This is a genomic window from Pandoraea cepalis (genome assembly GCF_902459665.1).
GTDB classification, from domain to species: domain Bacteria; phylum Pseudomonadota; class Gammaproteobacteria; order Burkholderiales; family Burkholderiaceae; genus Pandoraea; species Pandoraea cepalis.
In genome coordinates, this window is the sequence record NZ_CABPSL010000015.1 from 129605 (window position 1) to 149576 (window position 19972).

22 protein-coding genes and 2 pseudogenes are annotated in these 19972 nt (G+C 59.9%); 16 read left to right on the forward strand and 8 right to left on the reverse strand.

What is annotated here, in order from left to right; genetic code table 11:
• Positions 1-30: 30 nt before the first annotated feature.
• Both PCE31106_RS17730 and PCE31106_RS17735 read right to left on the reverse strand, forming a co-directional pair.
• On the reverse strand, positions 31-1437 hold the full coding sequence (locus tag PCE31106_RS17730; RefSeq protein ID WP_150564194.1) for an MFS transporter: 1407 nt from the start codon (positions 1435-1437) through the stop codon (positions 31-33).
• 6 nt (positions 1438-1443) lie between these two features.
• On the reverse strand, positions 1444-2097 hold the full coding sequence (locus tag PCE31106_RS17735; protein ID WP_026131677.1) for a DsbA family oxidoreductase: 654 nt from the start codon (positions 2095-2097) through the stop codon (positions 1444-1446).
• A gap of 294 nt (positions 2098-2391) precedes the next feature.
• On the opposite strand from PCE31106_RS17735, the gene PCE31106_RS17740 reads away from it, so the two are divergent.
• The 4 genes from PCE31106_RS17740 (at position 2392) to PCE31106_RS17755 (ending at position 6338) form a co-directional block, all read left to right on the forward strand.
• Positions 2392-3012, forward strand: coding sequence for a flavin reductase family protein (locus PCE31106_RS17740; protein ID WP_150564195.1), 621 nt, complete (start codon positions 2392-2394; stop codon positions 3010-3012).
• A 197-nt stretch (positions 3013-3209) separates the two neighbouring features.
• Positions 3210-3914 (forward strand): GntR family transcriptional regulator, encoded by a 705-nt coding sequence (locus PCE31106_RS17745; RefSeq protein WP_150564196.1) that lies wholly within the window; start codon positions 3210-3212, stop codon positions 3912-3914.
• Between the two features lie 58 nt (positions 3915-3972).
• Complete coding sequence (locus tag PCE31106_RS17750; protein WP_017232403.1) at positions 3973-5370, forward strand: MFS transporter; 1398 nt, start codon at positions 3973-3975, stop codon at positions 5368-5370.
• A gap of 95 nt (positions 5371-5465) precedes the next feature.
• Complete coding sequence (locus tag PCE31106_RS17755) at positions 5466-6338, forward strand: isocitrate lyase/PEP mutase family protein (RefSeq protein WP_017232402.1); 873 nt, start codon at positions 5466-5468, stop codon at positions 6336-6338.
• Between the two features lie 69 nt (positions 6339-6407).
• Here the strand turns inward: PCE31106_RS17755 and PCE31106_RS17760 are convergent, their stop codons facing one another.
• From PCE31106_RS17760 to PCE31106_RS17770, 3 genes are all read right to left on the reverse strand, one after another.
• Positions 6408-7754 (reverse strand): MFS transporter, encoded by a 1347-nt coding sequence (locus PCE31106_RS17760; protein ID WP_150564197.1) that lies wholly within the window; start codon positions 7752-7754, stop codon positions 6408-6410.
• A 64-nt stretch (positions 7755-7818) separates the two neighbouring features.
• Positions 7819-9342, reverse strand: coding sequence for a bifunctional 3-(3-hydroxy-phenyl)propionate/3-hydroxycinnamic acid hydroxylase MhpA (gene mhpA, locus PCE31106_RS17765; RefSeq protein WP_150564198.1), 1524 nt, complete (start codon positions 9340-9342; stop codon positions 7819-7821).
• Positions 9343-9404: 62 nt separating this feature from the next.
• The gene (locus tag PCE31106_RS17770) at positions 9405-10256 is read right to left on the reverse strand and encodes a fumarylacetoacetate hydrolase family protein (RefSeq protein WP_150564199.1); all 852 of its coding nucleotides are present in this window, start codon (positions 10254-10256) and stop codon (positions 9405-9407) included.
• Between the two features lie 145 nt (positions 10257-10401).
• On the opposite strand from PCE31106_RS17770, the gene PCE31106_RS17775 reads away from it, so the two are divergent.
• The 3 genes from PCE31106_RS17775 (at position 10402) to PCE31106_RS17785 (ending at position 12408) form a co-directional block, all read left to right on the forward strand.
• Positions 10402-10968 carry a VOC family protein gene (locus PCE31106_RS17775; protein ID WP_150564200.1) on the forward strand — a complete coding sequence of 189 codons (567 nt, stop codon included), beginning with the start codon at positions 10402-10404 and terminating at the stop codon, positions 10966-10968.
• A gap of 174 nt (positions 10969-11142) precedes the next feature.
• Positions 11143-11955 (forward strand): IclR family transcriptional regulator, encoded by an 813-nt coding sequence (locus PCE31106_RS17780; RefSeq protein ID WP_150564201.1) that lies wholly within the window; start codon positions 11143-11145, stop codon positions 11953-11955.
• A 168-nt stretch (positions 11956-12123) separates the two neighbouring features.
• Positions 12124-12408: an isochorismatase family protein gene (locus tag PCE31106_RS17785; protein ID WP_302476059.1), complete on the forward strand. Its 285-nt coding sequence runs from the start codon at positions 12124-12126 to the stop codon at positions 12406-12408.
• 157 nt (positions 12409-12565) lie between these two features.
• Here the strand turns inward: PCE31106_RS17785 and PCE31106_RS24040 are convergent, their stop codons facing one another.
• On the reverse strand, positions 12566-12730 hold the full coding sequence (locus tag PCE31106_RS24040; RefSeq protein WP_174975255.1) for a hypothetical protein: 165 nt from the start codon (positions 12728-12730) through the stop codon (positions 12566-12568).
• Positions 12731-12893: 163 nt separating this feature from the next.
• Between PCE31106_RS24040 and PCE31106_RS17790 the strand changes: the two genes are divergently transcribed.
• Complete coding sequence (locus PCE31106_RS17790) at positions 12894-13265, forward strand: single-stranded DNA-binding protein (RefSeq protein WP_150564203.1); 372 nt, start codon at positions 12894-12896, stop codon at positions 13263-13265.
• Between the two features lie 183 nt (positions 13266-13448).
• On the opposite strand, the pseudogene PCE31106_RS17795 reads toward PCE31106_RS17790, so the two are convergent.
• Positions 13449-13715 (reverse strand): annotated as a pseudogene (locus tag PCE31106_RS17795) (DDE-type integrase/transposase/recombinase); the annotation flags it as partial.
• A gap of 306 nt (positions 13716-14021) precedes the next feature.
• Here PCE31106_RS17795 and PCE31106_RS17800 point away from each other — a divergent pair.
• From PCE31106_RS17800 to amcB, 8 genes and pseudogenes are all read left to right on the forward strand, one after another.
• On the forward strand, positions 14022-15008 hold the full coding sequence (locus PCE31106_RS17800; RefSeq protein ID WP_150564204.1) for a tripartite tricarboxylate transporter substrate binding protein: 987 nt from the start codon (positions 14022-14024) through the stop codon (positions 15006-15008).
• An 18-nt stretch (positions 15009-15026) separates the two neighbouring features.
• Complete coding sequence (locus tag PCE31106_RS17805; RefSeq protein ID WP_150564205.1) at positions 15027-15623, forward strand: amino acid synthesis family protein; 597 nt, start codon at positions 15027-15029, stop codon at positions 15621-15623.
• Positions 15610-15813, forward strand: a pseudogene (locus tag PCE31106_RS24365) (GntR family transcriptional regulator); the annotation flags it as partial. The gene PCE31106_RS17805 and the pseudogene PCE31106_RS24365, both read left to right, overlap by 14 nt.
• Positions 15814-15822: 9 nt before the next feature.
• Positions 15823-16278 carry a GntR family transcriptional regulator gene (locus tag PCE31106_RS17810; protein WP_254441161.1) on the forward strand — a complete coding sequence of 152 codons (456 nt, stop codon included), beginning with the start codon at positions 15823-15825 and terminating at the stop codon, positions 16276-16278.
• A 23-nt stretch (positions 16279-16301) separates the two neighbouring features.
• Positions 16302-17135, forward strand: coding sequence for an alpha/beta fold hydrolase (locus PCE31106_RS17815; RefSeq protein WP_150564206.1), 834 nt, complete (start codon positions 16302-16304; stop codon positions 17133-17135).
• A gap of 39 nt (positions 17136-17174) precedes the next feature.
• Positions 17175-17630, forward strand: a complete 456-nt coding sequence (locus PCE31106_RS17820) for a tripartite tricarboxylate transporter TctB family protein (RefSeq protein ID WP_150564207.1) — start codon at positions 17175-17177, stop codon at positions 17628-17630.
• Positions 17631-19139, forward strand: coding sequence for a tripartite tricarboxylate transporter permease (locus PCE31106_RS17825; protein WP_150564208.1), 1509 nt, complete (start codon positions 17631-17633; stop codon positions 19137-19139).
• Positions 19140-19201: 62 nt separating this feature from the next.
• Positions 19202-19450 carry a cispentacin biosynthesis acyl carrier protein AmcB gene (amcB, locus tag PCE31106_RS17830; protein ID WP_150564209.1) on the forward strand — a complete coding sequence of 83 codons (249 nt, stop codon included), beginning with the start codon at positions 19202-19204 and terminating at the stop codon, positions 19448-19450.
• A 167-nt stretch (positions 19451-19617) separates the two neighbouring features.
• On the opposite strand, the gene PCE31106_RS24175 is transcribed toward amcB, so the two are convergent.
• A partial coding sequence (locus PCE31106_RS24175) for a hypothetical protein (protein ID WP_217425915.1) occupies positions 19618-19972 on the reverse strand: 355 nt, incomplete at its 5' end.

Sequence of the window (19972 nt, forward strand, 5' to 3'; positions counted from 1 at the left end):
GGTTCCCTGGCGTATTTCCCCTGTTCGCGATCAAGCCCGACTGCGCACCAAGCGCAACCCGCTCGCAAGACAGCCTGCGGCCGAGAATGCCGCACCCCATGCCAACGCCCACAACGAACCCTGGGCGCCAGCGATGCCCAACGCCAGGGCCACGAGCGCGGCGCCCGTCGCTTGCCCCAGCAGTCGCGACGTTCCCACCATGCCGCTTGCCCCGCCACTGCGCTCCGGCGGTGCGCTGTGCATGAACGCCTTCAGATTCGGCGACTGGAAGAAACCAAACCCCAGACCGCACAACGCCATCCGCCAGCCGATATCCCACAGCTGCGCGTGTTCGGGCATGATCGCCAGCAACCCCATGCCCGCGCTCAGCATTGCCAGGCCAATCGCGCCCAGCGCGCCGGGCGGATAACGGTCGGACAAGCGTCCCGCCAAGGGTGCAATCGCGGCCACGAAAAACGGCCAGGGCGTCATCAGAAAACCTGTCTCGATAGGACTGCGATGCAGCACGTTCTCGAAATAGAACGGTAACGACACGAGTCCCAGCCCCTGCGTCGCAAACGCACAGATGGCCGTGAGCGTAGAGAGCGCAAAGGCGGGCAGACGCAGCAAGTCGACCGGCAGCATCGGCGCGCGATGGCCACGCTCACGGCGAATCAGGGCCCAGCCAAACACAATCGCGCCCACGAAGCACGTCACCGTCAGACGCCAATCGGCCCGTTGTGCACTCTGACTCAGCGCGAAAATCAGCAGCGCAAACGTCGCCACATTGAGCAACGCGGCGATCATGTCCGGCTTGTGCGCGCTGCGCGGTGTGTCAGGCAGGTTGCGGCGCGAGAACGCCAGCGCCAGCAACGCCGTCGGCACGTTGATCAGGAACAGCCACGGCCAGCTCCCGAACGCGAGGACGAGCGACGCCAACGTTGGCCCGATGGCGAACGAAATACCGACGATCAGCGCGTTCAGGCCCACACCGCGCCCAAGTTGATGCGCCGGATACAGGAACCGGATAAGCGCGATGTTCACGCTCATGACCGCAGCAGCCCCCACGCCCTGCAAGACGCGAGCGCCTGCGAGAAAGCCGAGCGTCGGCGACAGGGCGCACAGCAGCGACGCCACGAGAAACACCACCACGCCCGACATGAAGACGCGTTTGTGGCCGACGCGCTCGCCGAGCGAAGCGAAGGGAAGCAGGGTCGCCACCATCGCCAATTGGTACGCGTTCACGATCCAGACCGATGCCGACGGCGTCGTTTTTAGATCGAGTGCCATCTGCGGCAGGGCCGTGTTGGCGATCGCCGTGTCGAGACTGGCGAGCGAGACGGCGAGCAGAATCGCCGTCATGGCAAGGCCGCGCCCGGTGGCGGGCGGCTCGTGCGTGTGCGCCGCCGCTGGGGCGCTGGCCGCCGCGGTATCGGCGATCGGGGGCAGGGACGACATGACGGATCAGCCCTCGGCCAGAATCTGACGAATGGCCTGTTCGAACACTTCCGGCGGTTGTCCGCCGCTCACGAGATGGCGGTTGTTGAAGATGATCGCCGGCACCGACTGGATGCCGAGATTCTGGTAGTGGCGCTCAAGCGCGCGCACCTGCTCCGCATACTCGTCGGAGGCGAGAATCTCGCGCGCACGCGCCGTGTCGAGGCCGGCTTGCCGCGCGGCGTCGACGAGCACTTCCGGGTCGCTCGTGCGCTTGCCCTCGACGAAGTAGGCGCGCAACAGCGCTTCCTTCAGGGCGAGCTGCGTGTCGTTGCCGACGGTCTGTGCCCAGTGCAGCAGACGATGCGCGTCGAACGTGTTGTAGGCGTGCGTGCGCAGGTCCATGCGCATCGGGAACCCTTCGGCCGCCGCCCGCGCGCCAATGTTGGCCTGATTCTGTGCCAACTGTTCCGGCGACAGGCCGTACTTGCGCGACATGTAATCGGCGAGCGGAACGCCATCGACCGGCATGTCGGGATTGAGTTCGAAGGGGCTGAAATGTAGGTCGGCGTCGACCTCGTCGCCCAGACGGCCGAGGGCCGTCTTCAATGAGGCGAGGCCGATGGCGCACCAGGGACAGGCGACATCGGAGACAAAATCGATCTTGAGTGTGGCGGGCATGGTCTGTCTGCGCGGTGGTGGCGCGCGCAATGAAAAACGCGTCGCCTTGCGCGACGCAACACGGGCAATCGTCGCATAAATCGGTGAATCTCGCCGGAGACCGCCCGGGCGGCGCCGCAAGCCTTTATTCATGCGGCATTCGGGGCGTAGGTGAGGCGGTTGCCTGAAGCGTGGAGTGTTTTGACTGTCGGAATGATTGTTTCGTCTGGTGAATCTTTGGCTGGCTGTTGACCTGCGGTCTGTGGCAATGCGATATCGTGTGGGGCATTCATTCACGTGGATCTTCACTGCCTCATGTCCAACGACGTTCACTTCTATGACCCGGCCAAGGGTCACGGTCTGTCTCACGATCCGTTCAAGGCGATTGTCGCGCCGCGCGTCATCGGCTGGATCTCCAGCAGCGATGCGCACGGCCGGGTCAACCTCGCGCCCTACAGCTTCTTCGGCGCTTTTGCGACGTTCCCGCCGATCGTCGGCTTTTGCAGCGAGGGCTACAAAGACTCGATTGCCAACATCGAAGCCACGCGCGAGTTCGTCTGGAATTTCACGAGCAAGTCGCTCGTCGCGCAGATGAACCGAACGTCGGCCCCCGTGCCGCACGACGTCGACGAGTTCGAACTGGCAGGGCTGACGAAGGCCTCCGGCGTCAATGTGGACGTACCGCATGTGGCCGAGTCGCCCGCCTCGCTCGAATGCAAGTTGCTGCAGATCGTGCGCCTGCACAATCTCGACGGCAAGCCGATGGACAACTGGCTCGCCCTGGGGCAGGTCGTCGGCGTGCACATCCGCCGCGAGTATCTGCGCGAAGACGGCATCTTCGATACGGCGAAGGCGCATCCGGTGATGCGCGCGGGTTATCTCGGCGACTATGCAGAGATCGGACCGATGTTCGATTTGCGTCGCCCAAAGGCCTGAACGGCGTCGCCATCGCGTGCCGCCGCGTCCGCGGCGGCGCGGGAACCTGAAAAGGGCGCAGCGAAGCCATCGTTGTCGCCCCGTGGGCCTGTCTAGGGGGAATTACCGATCCAGCGATTCGCGACATTGCATACAATGTTTACAAAATTCGCCTGATGTTAGTGGGTAATCTCGTAAATATTAAAACATTGCATACAATGTCGTCTGCGCCGCTCACCCTGTCCTCGGCCGATGTCTACCTGGCCATCAAGACCTCGTTGGCCGAACATGAGTACGCCGCGGGGCAGTATCTGCGTGAGACCCAACTGGCGGAGCGCTTCGGCGTGAGCCGCACGCCGGTGCGCGAGGCCTTGCGCCGGCTTGATGCGGAGGGCTGGGTCGAAGCGGTGCCCAACTACGGCGTACGTGTGCGGGCGTGGACCGAGCAGGACGCGCGCGAGATTTTCGAGGCTCGGTTGCTGATCGAGCCGTATCTGGCGGGGCGTGCGGCGCAACGGGCGACCGACGACGATGTCGCTCGGCTGCGCGAACTGGCCGTGACGATGTTCGACATTGCGCGCGAGCCGCCGACGGCGGCGCTGACCGAACGCTGGTTTGCGCTTAACGATGCCTTCCACGCGATCATCAGCGGCGGCGCGGGCAACGGCCGCCTCGACCGCTCGCTCAAATCGATGAAAGAGACGCCACTCGTCAAGTGGACGTTCGACACCTACAACCCCGAAGACCGCGAGCGCAGCGCACGACAGCACCTCGAAATTGTCGACGCGTTTGCACAGCGCAACGGCGTCTGGGCCGAGGCGATCGTGCGCTGCCATATCGCGGCGGCACAGAGCGTGGTGCTGGGCCGTGCGTCACGCACGCCGGCGGGCGACACCGTCGCGCCCGGGTTGGCAGGGAATTAGCCGGTTCCATCAGCAGTACCCGAAAACATCACGTCGATGACGACGGAGGAGACAGCGCATGTTGAGTTCGATAAACGCGGGGCCCCGGCTGGACCGGCTGCCCATTTCTGGGTTCCATCGCCGGATCCTGTGGCTGATCGGGGGCGGCATGTTCCTCGATTCCTTCGACATCTATCTGGCCGGCGGCGTGCTGGGGGCCCTGGCCAAGAGCGGATGGTCGACGATGCAGCTCAACGCCACGTTTCTGTCGGCGACCTTCGTCGGCATGCTGCTCGGGGCGTTGACGGCGGGTGTGCTGGGCGACCGAAAGGGGCGCAAGTTCACCTATCAGTTCAACCTGGCGATCTTTGGTCTGGCGTCGCTCGCCGGTGCATTCGCGCCCAACATGACGTGGCTGATCGTCTGTCGCTTCTTCATGGGGCTTGGGCTTGGCGCTGAGATCGTGGTTGGCTACGGCTCGCTCGGTGAATTCGTGCCGCCCGCGGTGCGCGGCAAGTGGTCAGCGTACCTGTCGCTGATCACGAATTCGGCGTTGTTCTTCTCGACGTTCCTCGGTTATCTGATCATTCCCTCGATGGGCTGGCGCGCGATGTTCGCGATCGTGGGCGTGGGCGCGTTGGTCATGTGGTTCGTGCGCGCCAAGATGCCCGAGTCGCCGCGCTGGCTGGAATCGAAGGGACGTTTCGACGAGGCCGACGCGATCCTGCGTGCGGCCGAAGCCGAGTCGGCGCGCGGCGGCGTATTGCCCCCGGTGCGCCAGATGCCGCCGGTCGTCACGCGACCCACCACGCTGCTGGACTTGTTTACACCTTCGCAGATTCGTCGAACGGTGGTGGCGATCTGCGTGCAGATCGGTGTCAACGTGGTGATCTACGGTTTCATTGTCTGGGTGCCGACGTTCCTGATGAAGCAGGGGATCGGCATGGCGTCGTCGCTCGGCTATACCACGTTGATGTCGCTCGGCGGTCCGGCGGGCGCGCTGGTGGGCGTGCTCGTGGCCGACCGGATCGGTCGCAAGAACGGCATGATCGCGGTGTCGGCACTCGCGGCGGTGGTGGGGTGGGCCTATGGCCACTCGAGCAGCGTGGAGATGGCAACCGCGCTCGGCTTCCTGCTGTTCACGCTGACCTATCTGATGGTGGCGCTGGGTATCGCGACCTATTGTCCCGAACTGTTCGCGACGGAGAACCGCATGCGCGGCAATGGCGTGGCGGGCTGTGCCGGCCGGATCGCCGGGATTCTCGCGCCGCAGATGGTCGTCGCACTCTACGCGTCCGGCGGCATCCAGCAGGTTCTCACGACGATTGCGTGCGTGCTGGCGGCCATGTCGATCGTGCTTGCGCTGTTCGGCATCGAGACCAACCGCCGCTCGTTGGAGGACATCGCACCGAACGCGGGCGGGCTTGGAACGGCCGGTCTCGGTGAGTCGGAATTCTCCGGGAAATCGCAACGCTGACGTCTGGCGCAATACGGCGTCCGGATTCGAAACGACGCGTGGGTCGAGCGCCCCGCGCGTCGGAAATCTTGCTTCACCGACTTATTGGAATTGTGATGAACGCCCAAGAAAAACGTAGTCAACTCAAAGCGAAACTGGCTCGGCAAGACATTGTGGTCGCGCCGGGGATTTACGACATGATCTCGGTCGCCATGGCTGACGCGATGCAGTTCGACTGCCTCTACATGACCGGTTTCGGTACGGTGGCCTCGTATCTGGGCGTGCCCGATGCCGGCCTGGCAACCTATACCGACATGGTCAATCGTGTGACGGCGTTCTGCGGCAACAGCCGCACGCCGTTGATCTGCGATGGCGACACCGGTTACGGTGGATTGCTCAATGTCATGCACACAGTGCGTGGCTACGAGCGGGCGGGGGCGGCAGGGATTCAGCTTGAAGACCAGGAATTTCCGAAGAAGTGCGGCCACACGCCGGGTCGCCGCGTGATTCCGGCCGGCGATATGGTCAAGAAGATCCAGGTCGCGGCGCAGACGCGCGACGACGCGAACTTCCAGATCGTGGCGCGTACCGATGCCCGCACATCGCTCGGATTGGACGAGGCATTGCGCCGAGGCGAGGCCTATGTGAAGGCGGGCGCAGATGTCCTGTTCATCGAGTCGCCCGAGAGCGTGGAGGAGCTGGAGACGATCGGCAAGTCCTTCGATGTGCCGTTGCTGTGCAATATCGTCGAGGGCGGACGCACACCGCAGTTGTCGCCGGCGCAATTGCAGTCGCTGGGGTTCTCCATTGCGATCTATCCGGCGACGGGCTTCCTGGCCGCCGCGCGCGCCCTTGAGCACGCGTACGCGCAGATCAAGGCCGGCAAGGGCACGATGAGCATGGATAACGCCCTGTATCCGTTCTCGCAAATGTGCGAGTTGATGGGCTTCCCCGAAGTGTGGGCGTTCGATCGCGCTCACGCGGACTGAGCGAGTGCAGGCGGCGAAAGTCACAATCAGTGACTTTCGCCGTACTCGTGGCGGTGCGGCGGTGCAGGTTCAGCGCGATGGTTCGGCGCCGCGCCGGTCCGTCGGCAATGCGCGTGGCGATGTCGATCGGCTGGCGGGCAGGGCAAAGCTCGCGAGCAACGCGATCGCGCAGGCGCCGATCACGAAGTACGCCGGTGCGGCCAGTGAGCCGGTCTCGCGGATCAGCATGGTCGCCAGCAACGGCGCGAAACCGCTGAAGACGAGGACGGAGGCGTTATACGAAAGTGCGATGCCGCTGAACCTCACCTGCACCGGGAACTGATCGGCAAGCACGGACGCCCACGTACCGCTGGCGAGCGAGAAGACCACTCCCGCGAGGATGAACAGGGTCACCAGATTCACGGTGTGGCCGACCAGCGCGTAATAGAACGGGTAACTCAATACCACCAGCAACGCCGCCGACGCACGCAGAAGATACCGGCGCGGCACCTTGTCGCCAAGCCAGCCCGCGGCGAGCAGGCCAAACGAACTGACGATCAGATAGGCGTTCTGGGCGATCGCCGCCGTCCGGGGCGCATAGTGAAGTTGTTGCACGAGGTAAGCCGGCATGTGTCCGTACAGGATGCCATTGACACCGGCCATGACCGCGATCGTAAGCGCGGCAGCGGCGACCGATTTACCGTGGTGCCGAAGCGTTTCGCGAAACGGTTGCTTGATGACGGCCCCTTGCATCTTCTTGAACTCCGGCGACTCGTCGAGGTTGCGTCGCATCCAGTAGGACACGATGCCGCACAGGCCGCCGAACAAAAAGGCGACGCGCCAGCCATACGCCGCGGCATCCGCGCTCGACAGGGAACTCTGGATGACGAGATTGACGATGGTCGCAAGCAACACGCCCACGTTCACCGCGCAGATGATGACGCCGGCAGCCAGGCCGGCGCGATGCGGCGCGGCTTCCACGGCGTACGTAATGGCGCCGGGCATTTCCCCGCCGACACAGAACCCCTGAAGCATGCGCAGGACGATCAGCAGGATCGATGCGGTGATCCCCCAGTGCGCATAGTTCGGCAGCAGACCCAGGCAAATCGTCGCGGTGGTCACGACAACGATGGAGCCGAGAAAGACCGGCCGGCGGCCATAACGATCTCCCCAGCTACTCAGCACGATGCCGCCGAGCGGTCGAATCACATAGCCGATGGCCAGCACGGAGTAGGCGGCGAGCATGCTCAACAGCGCCGACGCGTTCGGAAAGAACTGCGCGGCGATGTACTGCGCAAAAAAGCCGTACACAATGAAGTCGTAAAACTCCAGTGAGCCGCCCAGGCTCGCGATGAGGATCATCTTCCATTGGGACCGTGTCAGGCCGGCGGAGGGTGAGCGGCCAAGTTCGCCGACAGGGTTGCGGGTTGTCTCCATGACGTCTCCAGAAAGGGTTGGCTTCTTTGTCCAACGAGGGGTATGTGTGCGCGATGGCGGCCGATCAGGCGTTTGCCGTGCGCCGATGAGTCAGTGTCTCTTCAAACAGTTGTGCCAGGGCATGCCTGTCAGGCGCGACACCGAATACGTAGCGGTCCGGGCGCACCAATTGGGCGACGGCGCCGGTTGACCTGAACCACTCGCGGATCGAGGCTTCGTCGCTTGCGATCAGTTCGACATCCGCGCGGGCCGCCTGATCCGGCAGATCCGGGCACTCGCTGAGCAACTCCGGCAAGGCAACCAGTGCGAATCGGTAACCGACGACGTCGTCAAGCCGCCGTCCGTCGTTCAGGCGAGGCTGCGGAGCAATCTGTCCCGCAGTGCCCGAAGGGTCGTCCACCCACTCCCCCGGCCCAAGCTTTGGTTGCGGCGTGACGAAATTGCGGATCGCTGTGGCCATCTCGTCGTCGCGCGCGTTCGCAAGCTCAGGGTGAGTGGTCTGAATGACCGCGCCGAGCTGGACGGCGGTCTCGATGAATTCGCGTACGTGCGGCGAGCGTTCCGATTCATAGGTATCGAGAAGCGTGTCGCAGGCTTCACCGCGAAGCACGGCCCCCAGTTTCCATGCGAGATTCGACGCGTCACGAATGCCGGCGGCCATGCCTTGGCCCATGAAGGGCGGCGTTTGATGCGCGGCGTCTCCCGCCAGCAGCAACCGGCCACGACGCCACCCGTTGGCAACGACGGAGTGAAACGTGTAGACGGCTGAGCGCTCGAGCCGTGCATCGGCGGGGGAGATCCAGCGAGCGAGCTTGTCCCAGAGCCATTCCGGGGTCGTGAGTTGCGTCGAATCGTCGCCAGGCATCACCATGATTTCCCAACGACGACGGTTGCCCGGGCCTCGCGTATAAGTGGTCGGCCGCGCCGGATCGCAATACTGAATCGAGACGTCGCCCAGTTCAGGCCGTGGCGCATTGAGCACCACGTCTACCACGACCCAGCGTTCGTGCGATTTCAGATCCGTCAGCTCGGTGCCCATGAAGCGCCGCGCAATGGAGCGCGCGCCGTCGCACCCGACGACATATCGTGCGGTGGCGCGTCCCAGTTTGCCGCAACGCGTGTCCTCGAAGCGGACTTGAACGCCGTCGGCTGTCTCATCGAGGGAAAACACCTCATGACGCAGACGGACTTCAACGTTGGGTTGCTGCGCGAGGCGCTCGCGCAATGCATTCTCCAGATCGGGCTGGTGGAATTTGTAGCTGGCACACCAGCCGTGCGGGCCAATGTGGGTCGGACGTGGCCAGTCGATCAGCAATTGGCCTTGCGCGTTCACGAACTTCATTCCCGGGCCGACGAACAGGTTGGGGAGCAGCGCATCTGCAATCCCGATCGTCTGGAACACGCGCATGCATTCGCCATCGAAATGCACCGCGCGGGGCAGCGCAAAGATGTCTTTGTCGCGCTCCAGCACCAGCACCCGCAACCCCTGGATCGCAAGCAGATTACCCAATGTGGCGCCGGTGGGGCCGAGGCCGATGATCGCGACATCGTAGTCGCATGTAGGCGTTGGAATAGTTTGATTTGACATGTTCGTTTCCCGCTGTTCAGACACCGGGCGCGGCGTGCCGCTGCCGCACCCGGCCACGACCCTTACGCCTCGTCGGCAATCGAATTGCGCAGCACGCCAATGCGATCCACTTCCACTTCGACCACGTCGCCCGGTTTCATGAACAGCGGCGGGTTACGTTTTGCACCCACGCCGCCCGGCGTGCCGGTCACGATCACGTCGCCGGCGAAAAGCGGTGTGAACGTCGAGAGATAGGCAATCTGCTTGGCGATGCCGTGGATGAGCATCTCCGTGGTTGCCCGCTGCACCTCCTGCCCATTCAGGCGGGTGACGAGCGTCATCAGCGCGTTCGGCGCGATCTCGTCGCGCGTGACCATCCACGGCCCGAACGCGCCGGTGCGATAGAAGTTCTTGCCCGGCCCCCATTGCGTCGTGTGACGCTGCCAGTCACGCACGGAGCCGTCGTTGTAGCAGGCGTAGCCCGCGATGTGTTGCCAGGCGTCGGCTTCGGCGATGCGCCGTCCGCCGTGGCCGATGATGACCGCGATCTCGCCCTCGTAGTCGAACTGCTGGGACTCGGGCGGGCGCAGCATCGGCTGAGCGTGGCCGACCTGGGAGGCGGGTAGCCGCATGAAAATCACGGGCTGTTCGGTCACTTCGCGATGCGTTTCCTTGACGTGCTCGGCGTAATTCAGGCCGACGCAGAAGATCTGCTCAGGATTGGGGATGACCGGCAGCAGCGTCACGTCTGCGAGCGCGTAGTCGGCCTGCGCACCTTCGATGGCCTGAGCCGCTTCCCTGAAGGCGTCGGCGGCAATCAGCGCCTTGAGGTCCGCGAAGCGCCCATCAAGGCGCTTGCCCAGGTCGAAGATGACGTCGTCGCGAACCACGCCGAACGAAGGACCCTGAGAGGTGGAGAAGCTGACGAGTTTCATTGATGCTCCGATGATAAATAACGGTAGTTTTGATCCGCACACCGCCGTAAAAAAGTAGTGTGTTTATCGTATTTTGAGAATAAACTAGATTTAACGAATGACACAACGTGTTTTTCGTTAGGGTTTATCACTATCGGAGACAGGCATGGAAGGGATGAAGCAGAAGCGGCAGGGTCTCTCGTTGAGTCACATGGGGTTCTATGTGAACGACATGGCGCGGGTCGAGGATTTCTATTCGCGGGTGTTGGAGTTCACCGTGACGGATCGTGGCAAGTTGCAGACGCCGAGTGGCGAAGTGCGGTTGGTATTTCTGAGTCGCGATCCGGCGGTACACCACCAGATCGTGCTTGCGAGCGGGCGCCCGGCGCATCTGGCGTTCAATCCGATCAACCAGATCTCGCTGGAGGCGGACAGTCTTGCCACGCTCAGGCAGTTCCACCAAAAGTTTGTGGCGGAGGGGCTCGACGAGATCCGCCCCGTGACCCACGGTAATGCGGTGTCGATCTATGCGCGAGATCCGGAGGGCAACCGGCTGGAACTGTTCATCGATACGCCGTGGTACGTTGACCAGCCGATGCGTGTGCCGGTCGACTTTGACCGGCCGGACGCCGAACTGATGGCGGATGTCGAGCGCCATGCGCGCACCCTGCCTGGTTTCCGGCCTCGAAGCGTCTGGCAGGCGGAGATGGCGGAACGCATGGGGCTTGTGTGATCGGGTGACGAAAAGCAGGGGGCAATGCGTCGTCGCTTGAATCGGGGTCGGGCTTCGCGTGATGCTGCGGGGAGTGTCCGACCCTCGCGCGCGCTTTGCATGTGCAAATGGGCCGACCAGGCGGCCGCTCGCTCTGGCTATAATTCACGCACGTCCACAGGGTTCACTGTCCAGATGTCGAGCATCACGAGAGTCTTATCCATCCTCGATCTTTTTTCCGAGGACAAGCTATTCCTGTCCGCCGAAGACGTTGGCGCCGAACTCGATTGCTCGATTCCGACGGCTTACCGCTATGTGCGAGAGCTGGTCGATGCGGGCTTGCTCGTGCGTTTTGCAGGAGGGGACTATGGGCTTGGGCCTCGCATCATCAAGCTCGACTATCACTTGCGCGTGTCCGATCCGCTGCTTGCCGTCGGCCGGCCGATCATGCGCGAGCTGAGCGAGCATTCGGGCTTCGACACCGTGATGTCTCGGTGGTACGGGAACGAGCTTGTCGACACCCATCGAGAGACGCACGACGCATCGCTTGACCTCCGATACGGCCGCGGGCGTCCACGTCCGCTTTTTCTCGGTGCCGCGTCGAAGGCGATCCTGTCGACCTTCCCCAAGGCCAAGCTCGCGGGGTTGTTCGAGCAATATGCCGAGGACATCGCGCAGAGCGGACTCGGTACGACGCTCGAGGACTTCCGCGGATCGCTGCTCAGGATTCGGCGCGCAGGCTTTTATCTCTCGAAAGACGAACTCGAAGTCGGGATTTCGGCGCTGGCGTCGCCGCTGTTTACCGACGACTCAGGGGAGGCGGTCGGCGCGCTCGCGGTGATCGTGCCGACGCCGCGTCTGCAGTTCGCCAATCTCGACCGGCTTGTTGAATCGATCAAGGAGGCCGCGTCGCGGATTTCACAGCGCACGCGGGATGTCATCGAGAGCCGTCAGACCGGTGCCGTGGGCTCATCGCAGGGTGGGGCGCGTCCGAGACGATCCGCATAGTCGGTCTTCGCCGCTCATGGCCGAGCGATGCCTGAGAAAATCATCCCCACGCCAGGGATGCGATCTTGTCGGCGCCGCGTTTAACATCATCGACCTGCAGAACGGCTTTGTCGCCCCAGGCTTTCCCGGCGAATTGCCGATGGCGCGCAAGATCGTGCCGAATGTGAACTGCATCAAGGCCTTGCCGCGCGCGCCATCGACACCGTGATCGTGACTGGCACGGTGACGAACGTCTGCTGCGAATCGACTGCCCGCGATGCGATGATGCTCGACTACAAGGTCCACTTCGTCGCCGACGCGAATGCAGCCCGCACCGACGACGAGCACAACGCGACGCTGTGCAACAGGGTGTTGTGGTTTGCGGACGTGCGCACGTCCGGCGAATTGCTGGCGCTGGTCAACGAGGGCGCTGCGGATCGCGGGGCGGCTGCGGTAGGGGCAGAGTCAATATAGGTCTGTGGGGCAGGCGCAGACCGGCGGCGAGGTGCCGCCGCGCGCGCCTGCGTTCCCCACTGAGCGCCGCGCGCGAACGTGTGACCGTCGCGAGGTACGAAAGTACGACGAAACGTAGATCCCCTCCGATGAGCGACATCGAGGATGCGGTTATCACCTATGCCGCCGGGACGGACCACGATAACCGTCCGTTGACCGACGCGCCGTTGCGGCGGATGCGTCCGGCACCGAAGAGATTTTCCACCCCAGCGCGCATCACGTCACGGCTAACCATGTGCTCCTTGGCCATATCGATGGTGTCCCGGAGAATCTTGTACTCCACGGTCTTATGCCTACCCGTTGGTTCAAGGGCGAGAGTTTGTCCTGTACATCAGGCGGTTGCTTCACGGGTATCCAACACGCCGGCGTGTGGAACGGGTATGGTTCGTCGTTCGAGGGTTTAATTGAAACGTGAGCGGTAGTCGCGCGTGATAGCGAGGTGAAAGATGATTGATGGTCTGATTGGTGGGAAGGTTTACGGAACGCCCGCGGAGCGTAAAGGGCAAGGCGGCACGGCATATGTCACTGCGAAGGTTCTCGCTGCCGGGGGCGACGGCGAGTCCCTGTTCGTGAACGTGATTGCCTTTGCTGACGATGCGCGGGCCGCACTGTTAGCGCTGGATGACGGGGATTCTGTTGCTCTATCTGGTGCGCTCACGCCGAAGGTATGGACTGACAAGAACGGCGAGACGCGCCCCGCGCTGGACATGGTGGCGCATGCAGTGCTGACGGCCTACCACGTCAAATGCAAGCGACAAGCCGTCCAACGCGAGTCTGCGCCGGCGAGCGGCGACCATGTCGAGGACGACGATCGCTAAAGGAGATGCGGGGGACGGGGCGTTGTGAGGCGGTATGCCAGCGCGTAGCGCCGGTTGCGCCAGCGCCTCATTAACGCAATCCGCCGGCGAGGTGGTCCGGTAATCCCGCCGCTTTTAACGCGAGTCAGAAGTAGAGACTATGCCGCGGCCATGAGCCGCTGTTTCGGCGTTACGCCGCCAACTATAGTTCAACGCGATACCGCGCTGCCCGGCCCATTGCGTGATCGTCTCACTCAGGTACTCCGGGTCGTTGTCACACCGTATCGCCATCGGCTTGCCCCGCCAGCCGATGATCTGCGCCACGGCTCGAATGACACGCGCAGAGGGCAACGAGAAGTCGATCTCGATTCCCAATGCTCGGCGGTTGAAGTCATCGATCACGTTGAACAACCGGATACTGCGGCCATCCTTCAACAGGTCGTGCATAAAATCCATCGACCACACCGCATTCACCGGCGCCGCCACGCCAGATTCCGAGCGCTTGAGCGCATCCATGATCCGGCTATCCGTGAACGTCGACTTCGTCATTGCGTAGAGCTCCCTTTGCTGCAAATTCTACTTCTGATCCCGCTTGCTGGACGGGAGGATTACCAGTGGCACCCCCGCGACCGTAGTCGGCCGCTGGTAAACGATAATACAAAAAATCTTGATAACTTATTTTTCGTACTATACATTTGATACAAATTTCAACATCGTAGTACGAAAGCCCCGGCTGTCACGGAGACCGGCTAACGAAAGTACTAAGAGAGTCTAATAATGGATAAGCGGCACTTCGGAAGAACGCTCGGTGCATTGGTGTTGTCTGGTCTCGCGCTGAGACAAAAGGCATTTGCATCTTCACAAAATCGCGCCTCGTTGCCGCGAACCATAACGCTGACCGTACCGTTTCTCCCTGGTGGGGGCGCCGATCAAGTGGCACGCGACTTTGTCCAGGCAACGGCCGCCGTGCTCGCAGATAGCTCAATCGTCGTTCTGAACCGTCCTGGTGCAAACGGGTTGGTTGCAGAAAGGCTCATCTCGCAGGAGCGAAACGACGGCAGCGCGCTGTTGCTCGGAACCAGCAGCACTCTGGCTATCGGCCCGATGTTGGTCAGATCGGATTTGAATCCGATCGACGATCTCTCGCCAATAACGCTCCTATCAAAGTCGGCCAATGTGCTGGCAGTCCGCGCCGAATCAAAAATCAGCACCCTTGCGTCATTCATCGAGGAAGCCAGGAAGAGTCCGCTCAGTTGCGGGACATTCGGCGTGGGCTCGTCGGGCTCCCTTTACAGCTCGATGCTGCAGTCGGAAGCCGGTGTACACATTACACAAATTGCCTATAAAGGATCGGGGCAAGCAATTTCGGATTTACTTGGTAATCACGTACAAAGTGTATTCGTTACGACGAGTGCCATTGCTGCTTTGGTGAGGGCAGGAAAAATTCGACCTCTTGCCGTAACAGGTTCAGCACGAACGACAATCTTCCCCGGGATACCTACGTTTGAGGAAAGTGGGATTAAAGGACTTGATCTGAACGGCTGGTTCGGAATATTTGGGCCGAAGGGGGTTCCTTCCGAAATCGCAACGATATTCTCAGAAGTGGCCCGGTCATTGAACGAGAACCCTGCCTTCTTGAAGCGGATGTCAGCCAACGGATTTGACTGGGTCGGTTCAAGTCCGGATCAGATGGGGAGTGAGCTCAAGAGAACGATTTCGCAGGCGAAGCGTATGGTGAAAGTGGCGAATATCGAGATTCAATAACCTGAAAATTCAAGAAATATGGAAAATTTCGGAACTATCAAAATCAGAAAGTGGCATTTAGTCCGAGAGGAGGTGCTTCATAACGAATTCGGGATCGCTGCCGACGGTGAGCCTCTTCAGAAGCTAGGAATTGCTGCTGTCGTAACGAACCCCTATGCCGGCCGATACGTCGAAAATCTCGATGACGTCGTCCGCGATTCGGAGTGGCTTGGTGAGCAATTCGTGCAAAAGCTCGACCAGTATCTGGCCGGTGCCGAAATCCAGAGTTATGGAAAAGCCTGCATTGTGGGTATTGCGGGCGAATATGAACACGGGAATGCGTTTATTACTACACGATTCGCCGATCCCATCAGGGCTCGGCTTGGAGGCGCGAAGGCCTGGATCCCGTCAACGGGGAAGCGCAGCTCTGCGGGTGCAAGTATCGACGTGCCTCTGGCACACATGAACGCGTTGTATGTGCGCTCTCATTACGACACGCTCTCAGTGAGCATTGCTGATTCGCCTGCTCCCGATGAGATTGTCATCGTGTGCGCGTTCGCGACTCGAGGTCGGCTTCATGCAAGACTGGGCGGCCTAAGTGCAAATGAGGTGAAAGGAAATGATGGACTGTACTAAGACTGCCGAACCTCTCCGACGGAAGACTGAAGACGCGCTCCGTGATGCGATCGTCGGGGGGACGTTTCTGCCCGGAACGAGACTGAAAGAGCGGGTATTGACGGACATGTTTGGTGTGAGTCGTACGTCGCTGCGAGAGGCGCTCCGCCAGATTGAGTCGGAGGGGCTGATAACACTCGAGCCGAATCGAGGCCCCGTAGTGGCGACGCTGACCTACGAAGATGCCGAGGAGATATACGAAGTACGTGGAATGCTAGAAACGCACGCGTGCGTGGCGTTCTGCCAGCGGGCGAGCAAGGCACAGATGAACTCGCTGAAGGTCATATTCGCGGCCATCGAAACAGCTTGTAGGCAAGGGGATATCGAGTCAGTACTTTTACATAGTGCTGAATATTACCAAGTCATCAAGGAAGGATGTGGGAACCGAATACTGCGCAAGATGTTGAGTCAGATTCATAACCGCACAAATATTTTGAGGCGACTGTCGCTCTCCCAGCCGGGAAGAATGGCCGATACCCTTGCGGAGTTGCAGGAGTTGACTGACGCGATTAACGCCAGAGACGAATCAGCAGCAGGGAAAGCATCGACGCATCACGTTCGCCAGGCGGGGCGCATCGCGCTGCGCGCCATGCGCGATCGTCTCAAGATAACCTGATGCCGGGACGTGAGAGGAAAAATATGCAACGAACGGGCCGGTTTGTGCACCTCAATGGCATACGGCTTCATTACCAGCAATGGGGTGAAGGGCCGAATGTACTAGTCGCACTGCATGGACTTCGCGGATATGGCGCGACGTTCCGTCGGCTTGCGCTTTCCCTGGGCCCGACGTGGCGCGTGATTGCACCGGATCAACGGGGCAGAGGAGAAACCGACTGGGACACTCGGAACAATTACTACATCCCGACTTACCTAGATGACCTCAGCAGGCTGGTCGAGCATCTCGGGCTGGAGCAGTTCTGCCTGCTGGGGCACTCAATGGGCGGGATGGTGGCCATTGTGTTCGCTGCCCGGAACCCGGGTAGCGTCACGCGGGTGGTTCTCGAAGAAGCCGGCCCGGACGCCGCCGTAGATAGTCGGGGAGCCGAGAGAATAAAGCGCGAACTCGTAACGGCGCCCCTTAGTTTTTCAAACCTCGATGCGGCGAGGGAGTATCTCAGACAGGTCCGCCCCGGCACGACTCCTGAAGCAATTGAAGAACGAGTTGCTTATATGCTCAGGCAATCTGGAAATATTTGGACCTGGAAACACGATCACGCCGGCATTCTTCAGGCACGGCTGGATTCGGCAGCATACCGAGGCATTGACCTTTGGTCATGTTTTGAAGCGATCTCATGCCCCGCCTTGCTGCTCAAGGGTGGACATTCTGATTATATCTCCGCAGAACTTGCGGAGAAAATGTGCGCACGGAACAAGAACGTCGAATTCACAGCTATCGAAGGCGCCGGTCACTATGCGCACGATGATCAGCCGAACCAATTCAATCTGACGGTCAAGAATTTCTTGTCGAAATAAGATCTTTGACGCGGCTTCGAATATGCCCTACATAATTTTATGAAACAGCAAGAGAGGATTGACAAGATCGGCGGATTCCTACTTTTTATTGTGGCCATCGCTATTTTGATTTTAAGCCGCAAGTATGGTATCGGTACGCTCAAGGATATTGGTCCCGGTTTTTTTCCAATGCTTCTGGGCGCCGCGCTGGCGGTAATGGGAATCATCCTGCTGACCATCGGCAGATCGGTGCCTGACGATGGTGAAAGCGGTCGGTTTCCGGACGTTCGCGGTGCATGTTCTATTGTTGCGAGTATTTTGGCATTTATTTTTCTTTCCAGAGAATTAGGATTGCTAATTGGATCGACAAGTTCTGCCTTTATAGCAGCATTGGGAGACCGTCGCAATACGATCCGCTCCGCGGCCGGCCTTGCGATATTTATGGGTCTGTTCAGTATGATTGTTTTCTGGTGGCTGCTTAAGTTGCAGCTCCCAATTATCGGAGGATGGAAATAAATGAGCGGAACGCTTGCAAATCTGATTTATGGATTTACGGTTGCGCTTCAGCCTCTGAATATTGGTTGGGCATTCGTTGGCGTGCTCGTGGGGAATCTCATCGGGCTATTGCCTGGGATGGGGGCGTTATCCGCGATTTCATTGTTGTTGCCGCTCACATACACAATGCATGCTGTCCCGGCGATGCTGATGCTGGCCGGCATATTCTATGGATCGCAGTATGGTGGAGCCGTTGGTGCGATTCTTCTGAATCTTCCGTGTCATCCACCCCATGCGGTGACGTGTTTGGAAGGATATCCGCTGACCAAAAAAGGCCGAGGAGGCGCTGCTCTTGGCATCGCAATGGCAGCATCCCTATTTGCGGCGTTTGCGGGAATCGCCGTGATGATTGTTGCTTCTCCCCTGCTTATCCGAGTGAGTTTCATGTTTGGGCCGGTCGAGCTATTCGCCGTCATGCTTCTCGGTCTAGTCGCGGGGGGGACCTTGTCAAGAGGATCCGCAATCAAGGGATTTGCAATGACAGTGTTTGGGTGCGTCATCGGGTGCGTCGGCACAGACGTGACCAGCGGCATCATGCGGTTCACTTTCGGAATCATCGGTCTGTCTGACAAGGTTGAATTGATTGCTCTGGCACTAGGCCTATTTGGAGTAGCAGAATTTCTGAAAACGGTGAACAGGAATGACCTCGTTGAAACGGCGGTTACGATACGTGCGAGTGATCTGCGACCAAGCTCCCGGGATCTCGCAGACTCGATCGCCCCGACCTTGAGAGGGACGCTGATCGGAATACTGTTCGGGGCGATGCCCGGTACCGGACCGACCATTACCACGTTCATTGCCTATGCGATTGAAAAACGAGTATCCAAATTCAGGAATGCATTCGGCTCGGGCGCAATAGGCGGAGTCGCAGCCCCCGAGGCTGCGTCGCATTCGAAGACCCAGATGGACTTCATCCCGACGCTTACGTTGGGTATACCGGGCGATGCAGTCATGGCGCTTCTTTTGGGAGCGTTGATGATTCAGGGAATCCAGCCAGGGCCGCAGCTCATCACGGAGCATCCGGAAATTTTTTGGGGACTCGTCGCCAGCTTTTTTATCGGAAACATAATACTCGCAATTCTAAATATTCCATTGATCGGGATATGGGTAAAAATTCTTAAGGTGCCATACAGATTCATGTATCCGGCGGCGATCGTCTTTATCGCAATCGGAGTGTACAGCGCTAATAACTCATTTTTTGACGTATTTTTGACGCTAATTTTCGGCATCATCGGCATTGTTCTAATTGCCTTGCAATTTCCGGTTGCGCCGATCTTACTTGGGTACGTGCTTGGTCCGATGGTGGAGGAGAATCTCAGGCGCGCCATGGATCTGTCGAACGGAAATCTGGCGGTATTCATCACGCATCCATTAAGTCTGTTTTTTCTGTGTATTGCCATGCTTGTTATTGCGATAAAGCTGTCTGCATATTTTTTCCTTAAAACAAAATCAAATTCTGACTCCTTGTAGTGGGGTGTTTGTTTGGCGAAATGATCGCTTTATTTTTTTAACCAACCGTAATTGGAGTAAAAATGAAAGTGGAAGAAAAACTGAAAGAGATCCTCGTAAATAACGTATACGTGGAAACGCCGATGGATGAAATTGGTCGCGATGACTCCCTTCGGGACGTTCTGGGCGTTGATTCTATCGGATTTGTAGAATTGAAAGAGCAGATCGAAAGTTCCTTTAGTGTCACCATTGAGGACGACGAATTTACACCGGAGAATTTTCGGACAATCGCCACGATCGAGGCGTTGATCGCCCGGCTGCAGGTCAGTTAGCAGTCCACGTCCGGCAGGGGACATTTGACGTTGAATATATTTTGTACTCCAAAATTATTAATGTCGACGCTCACGGAGAAGCAATGCATTCATTCATGAAACCCGTTGGCCTGAAATCCTGTTCAATGCTCACCCCACTTGGGGCCGAACACGAGACCATGGACGCACTAATCCGTGGCGTTTCCGGACTGGACGCAAGCCGCGGTCGCTTCAAGCTGCGCAACGACCTCGCCGGCGTAATCCATCATCCAGTCCTGGAGGGAAATGTCGAACTCCGGGAGAAGCTGATCCGACTTGCGGTCCATGTCGGGGAGGTCGCGCTCCGGAGAGCTGGAATCGCTATGGAGCGCTCTCGTGACCGAATTGAACTGGTATTCGGAACCAGTCTGGGGCACCTGCTTGACGAACCGGATAGCGACAGCATCTCGGACTGGGCAGGCGAGGTTGTAGTGGTCAACCAATCCCGGACACTGCGTTAAGTTTTTCTTCTGCGACTGCCGGCGCCACACCGTTATTGAATTG

Excerpts from the sequence above, each read along its gene's own strand:
- PCE31106_RS17730 (WP_150564194.1), bottom strand. The coding sequence starts at position 1,437 with ATGTCGTCCCTGCCCCCGATCGCCGATACCGCGGCGGCCAGCGCCCCA.
- PCE31106_RS17735 (WP_026131677.1), bottom strand. The coding sequence starts at position 2,097 with ATGCCCGCCACACTCAAGATCGATTTTGTCTCCGATGTCGCCTGTCCC.
- PCE31106_RS17740 (WP_150564195.1), top strand. The coding sequence starts at position 2,392 with ATGTCCAACGACGTTCACTTCTATGACCCGGCCAAGGGTCACGGTCTG.
- PCE31106_RS17745 (WP_150564196.1), top strand. The coding sequence starts at position 3,210 with ATGTCGTCTGCGCCGCTCACCCTGTCCTCGGCCGATGTCTACCTGGCC.
- PCE31106_RS17750 (WP_017232403.1), top strand. The coding sequence starts at position 3,973 with ATGTTGAGTTCGATAAACGCGGGGCCCCGGCTGGACCGGCTGCCCATT.
- PCE31106_RS17755 (WP_017232402.1), top strand. The coding sequence starts at position 5,466 with ATGAACGCCCAAGAAAAACGTAGTCAACTCAAAGCGAAACTGGCTCGG.
- PCE31106_RS17760 (WP_150564197.1), bottom strand. The coding sequence starts at position 7,754 with ATGGAGACAACCCGCAACCCTGTCGGCGAACTTGGCCGCTCACCCTCC.
- mhpA (WP_150564198.1), bottom strand. The coding sequence starts at position 9,342 with ATGTCAAATCAAACTATTCCAACGCCTACATGCGACTACGATGTCGCG.
- PCE31106_RS17770 (WP_150564199.1), bottom strand. The coding sequence starts at position 10,256 with ATGAAACTCGTCAGCTTCTCCACCTCTCAGGGTCCTTCGTTCGGCGTG.
- PCE31106_RS17775 (WP_150564200.1), top strand. The coding sequence starts at position 10,402 with ATGGAAGGGATGAAGCAGAAGCGGCAGGGTCTCTCGTTGAGTCACATG.
- PCE31106_RS17780 (WP_150564201.1), top strand. The coding sequence starts at position 11,143 with ATGTCGAGCATCACGAGAGTCTTATCCATCCTCGATCTTTTTTCCGAG.
- PCE31106_RS17790 (WP_150564203.1), top strand. The coding sequence starts at position 12,894 with ATGATTGATGGTCTGATTGGTGGGAAGGTTTACGGAACGCCCGCGGAG.
- PCE31106_RS17800 (WP_150564204.1), top strand. The coding sequence starts at position 14,022 with ATGGATAAGCGGCACTTCGGAAGAACGCTCGGTGCATTGGTGTTGTCT.
- PCE31106_RS17805 (WP_150564205.1), top strand. The coding sequence starts at position 15,027 with ATGGAAAATTTCGGAACTATCAAAATCAGAAAGTGGCATTTAGTCCGA.
- PCE31106_RS17815 (WP_150564206.1), top strand. The coding sequence starts at position 16,302 with ATGCAACGAACGGGCCGGTTTGTGCACCTCAATGGCATACGGCTTCAT.
- PCE31106_RS17820 (WP_150564207.1), top strand. The coding sequence starts at position 17,175 with ATGAAACAGCAAGAGAGGATTGACAAGATCGGCGGATTCCTACTTTTT.
- PCE31106_RS17825 (WP_150564208.1), top strand. The coding sequence starts at position 17,631 with ATGAGCGGAACGCTTGCAAATCTGATTTATGGATTTACGGTTGCGCTT.
- amcB (WP_150564209.1), top strand. The coding sequence starts at position 19,202 with ATGAAAGTGGAAGAAAAACTGAAAGAGATCCTCGTAAATAACGTATAC.